This window comes from Brasilonema bromeliae SPC951 (assembly GCF_012912135.1).
Lineage (GTDB): Bacteria > Cyanobacteriota > Cyanobacteriia > Cyanobacteriales > Nostocaceae > Brasilonema > Brasilonema bromeliae.
The window spans coordinates 1-3,400 of sequence record NZ_QMEB01000365.1; the positions used below are offsets into that span (position 1 = coordinate 1).

Genomic DNA, 3,400 nt, shown 5'->3' on the forward strand with positions numbered 1-3,400 from the left:
CCCCCTACACCCTCACAACGCCAGGTGCTAAGAAAGCGGGAAGCCGCCTCCGGCGTCTACAAGTCGGGAAACCCGCCCACAGCACTGGCTCCCCTTATACCCTTACACCCTATCCGTAGGACATTGACTCGCAAAAGGCGTTCTAACCTTTCCCTAGATTAGCTTTCAGATTGTCGGTAGAGCAGTCAACATGAAAAGCAATGTTACAAAGTGTTAAGAGCAGTCATAATTGCTCAACAGAATGCCCGAAAATAATTCCGGAAGGTAACTGAGTTTATGAGCTGATGTACTAGCCATTACGCAAGCCCACTCGTTTAAGTACTAGTTGCAGCAGTTTTTTGGCTGTTGTATCTAAAAAATGAGAAAATAACCTCAGTTAACCAATCAAAGCCGCACCAGTTTAAGATTCTGGTTTTATTTAGTACTGGAGGAATCCATTAATGAGTATCGTCACGAAGTCCATCGTGAATGCTGATGCAGAAGCGCGCTACCTCAGTCCTGGCGAATTAGACCGGATTAAGGGATTTGTTACTACTGGTGAAAAGCGTCTCCGCATTGCTCAAACTCTCACCGAAAACCGCGAGCGTATTGTGAAGCAAGCTGGTGATCAACTGTTCCAAAGACGTCCTGATGTTGTTTCTCCTGGCGGTAATGCTTACGGTCAAGAAATGACCGCTACTTGTTTGCGCGACCTGGATTACTACCTGCGTCTCGTCACCTACGGCGTTGTAGCTGGTGATGTCACCCCCATTGAAGAAATTGGTCTTGTGGGTGTTCGCGAAATGTACAAGTCCCTTGGTACTCCAATTGAAGGTGTTGCTGAAGGTGTCCGTGGTTTGAAGAGCGCTGCTACCTCACTGTTGTCTGGTGAAGACGCTACTGAAGCTGGCTCTTACTTCGACTACGTTATCGGTGGCTTGCAATAGGGTGAAGTTATTTCCCTGCTGAAACTGAAGTAATGCAATAAAGTTGGAAATAAGGAATCAACAACATGGCTCAAGACGCAATTACCTCTGTCATTAACTCTGCAGACGTTCAAGGTAAGTACTTGGATACTTCTGCTCTCGAAAAGCTCAAGAGCTACTTCTCAACTGGCGAATTGCGCGTACGTGCTGCTACCACCATTGCTGCTAACGCATCTGCAATTGTCAAAGAAGCTGTGGCTAAGGCTCTGCTATACTCTGACATTACCCGTCCCGGCGGTAACATGTACACCACTCGTCGCTATGCTGCTTGCATCCGCGACTTGGATTACTACCTCCGTTATGCTACCTACGCTATGTTGGCTGGCGACCCATCCATCTTGGATGAGCGTGTACTCAATGGTTTGAAAGAAACCTACAACTCCTTAGGTGTACCCGTTGGTGCTACCGTGCAAGCTATTCAAGCTATCAAAGAAGTGACTGCTAGCTTGGTAGGTCCCGACGCTGGTAAGGAAATGGGTGTTTACTTAGATTACATTTCCTCTGGCTTAAGCTAAAAGCTAGGTTGCACTTGAGAACTTAAGTGCGGCTTTATTAAGTAAGGTCTGGAAATCGATCATGAGTGCTAGAACTTTTAATCGCTTATCTTGCTAAATACGTATGTATGATGAGTGTTAGAAGTTTAGTATTGATGCTTGATTTCCAGCCTTTGAGTGATTAGAGAAAAGTTTGCACTGACAATTTTGAACAGAAAATACTGAGCACAGCCCTCACCTAAAAATACTAAGAAGAAATCTACATTTTAGGTGGGGTAAGCGAAGCCAATATAAAAAGCGAAGCAACATTGTAGTATAATAGATCAATGGTAATTTACTAAAAGGCACTGTAAAAGCACACAGATGCTGAAGACATAGACCTGATGGTAATGCACAGATTTTCATTAAGCCTTATCGCGCTGGAGTGTTCTAGGACAAAAGTTTCCACGACTCACGCAGGACACCAGTTTTTCCGGCGACGTTAGGACGAGTTCTTAGCGTAGAAATCCTCAACTATAATCTTCTATTTAGTTGGGATACCTTCAAATAAAAAAGTTTCCACATCAATATAGGGAGATATCAAAACATGGCAAGGTTGTTTAAAATTACTGCTTGTGTTCCTAGCCAAACTCGAATTCGTACTCAGCGTGAACTGCAAAACACCTATTTCACTAAGCTTGTTCCTTACGAAAACTGGTTCAGTGAACAACAACGGATTCAAAAAGCAGGCGGCAAAATTGTCAAGGTAGAGTTGGCTACTGGTAAGCGGCAAACTAATACTGGTTTGAGTTAATGTCACTTATATAGCTGAATACGACTTGTAGGGAGTTATCAAGAGGTCAAGTAGACCTCTTTTTTGTTTACACGCGATTAAAAACCTGATTATTCCACTACCTTAATGGAGGTCGCTTGTTAGAGTCGAGAGGCGGTATTATCTGCCGTCCCTCTCTGTTAGATCCGAGCGTGCGTATTTCTATGCACTCGGCTCCCGATGTTTCAGGGTTTCCCCTTGCCCATGTGGTGGTAGTCGTGGCAACTTTCGTGTATTGCTAGGAGGTTTTTATCCTTCCAGTTTTGATGGTTGCCGTCGATGTGATGTAGATGGGTTCTTTCATCTGAAAGTACTTTGCATCCACAATGACCACATGTATGGTTTTGCTTCTTGAGTATCTTTGAGGTTATCCCATCGTATAGCTTGCTATTGCGATTGCTCCAGTAAACTAAGTCGCCATCGTAGGGGGATTTTTCACCTTTTACATTGATGTGCTTGTTTTCTGAGTATGGGACTTTGGGGAATGCTTTTTTAAGCAGTTCCTTTGTGGAGTGTCTACTCTGCTTGGATTCTTTGTTGAACTTTCTGGAAGCTCTAAGTTGGATGTGAGTGAGGTTGTCTCTAGCTCTGTCCATCTTGCAGAATCTGTGGTAGTTCCTCCATCCTCTGACGATTGGCGCTAGTTTTTGCGCTTTCTCATTGGCTCCATAGTTGGAAGAGTTGACGACGTTTTTAATTTTCTTTCGGAAAGCTCGGAAATTGTCCTTAGAAGGGTAACATCTGAATTTCCCGTTAGATTGAACTTTGAACTCCCAACCAAGGAAATCAAAGCCGTCTGTCGCTGCTGTAATTTTGGTTTTTCTTTCACTGATTTTCATCCCTCTTCTTGCAAGAAAGTTGCATATCTTGGCAAGTATGTTTTTCTCATTGTCTCCTGGTTTTAGGAAGAATATCATGTCATCTGCGTATCTCACAGAAGGATGTATTTCTTCTATTCCGTTGAGGGCAATGTTAGCTAATAAGGGACTTACCACACCGCCTTGAGGCGTTCCTTGTTCTGGGAATTCTATATTGGTTCCTGCTTTGAGGCATCGGAAGATGCTATTCTTAAGGCTTAGGGACTTCCAAGGAATAAAATCACCCAAGTCAATAATAATAATCATTGTTAG

At 43.6% G+C, this 3,400-nt stretch carries 4 protein-coding genes; 3 read left to right on the forward strand and 1 reads right to left on the reverse strand.

Going from position 1 to position 3,400, the window contains the following annotated elements:
* Positions 1-440 precede the first annotated feature (440 nt).
* The 3 genes from apcA to DP116_RS27565 all read left to right on the forward strand — a co-directional run bounded on the left by apcA (position 441) and on the right by DP116_RS27565 (position 2,252).
* On the forward strand, positions 441-926 hold the full coding sequence (gene apcA, locus DP116_RS27555; RefSeq protein ID WP_169158159.1) for an allophycocyanin subunit alpha: 486 nt from the start codon (positions 441-443) through the stop codon (positions 924-926).
* A gap of 65 nt (positions 927-991) precedes the next feature.
* Positions 992-1,480, forward strand: a complete 489-nt coding sequence (gene apcB / locus DP116_RS27560) for an allophycocyanin subunit beta (protein ID WP_169158160.1) — start codon at positions 992-994, stop codon at positions 1,478-1,480.
* Positions 1,481-2,045: 565 nt separating this feature from the next.
* Positions 2,046-2,252 (forward strand): phycobilisome linker polypeptide, encoded by a 207-nt coding sequence (locus tag DP116_RS27565; RefSeq protein WP_048868373.1) that lies wholly within the window; start codon positions 2,046-2,048, stop codon positions 2,250-2,252.
* A 203-nt stretch (positions 2,253-2,455) separates the two neighbouring features.
* On the opposite strand, the gene DP116_RS27570 is transcribed toward DP116_RS27565, so the two are convergent.
* Positions 2,456-3,400 (reverse strand): group II intron reverse transcriptase (locus tag DP116_RS27570; RefSeq protein WP_169158161.1); only part of this gene is annotated, 945 nt, incomplete at its 5' end.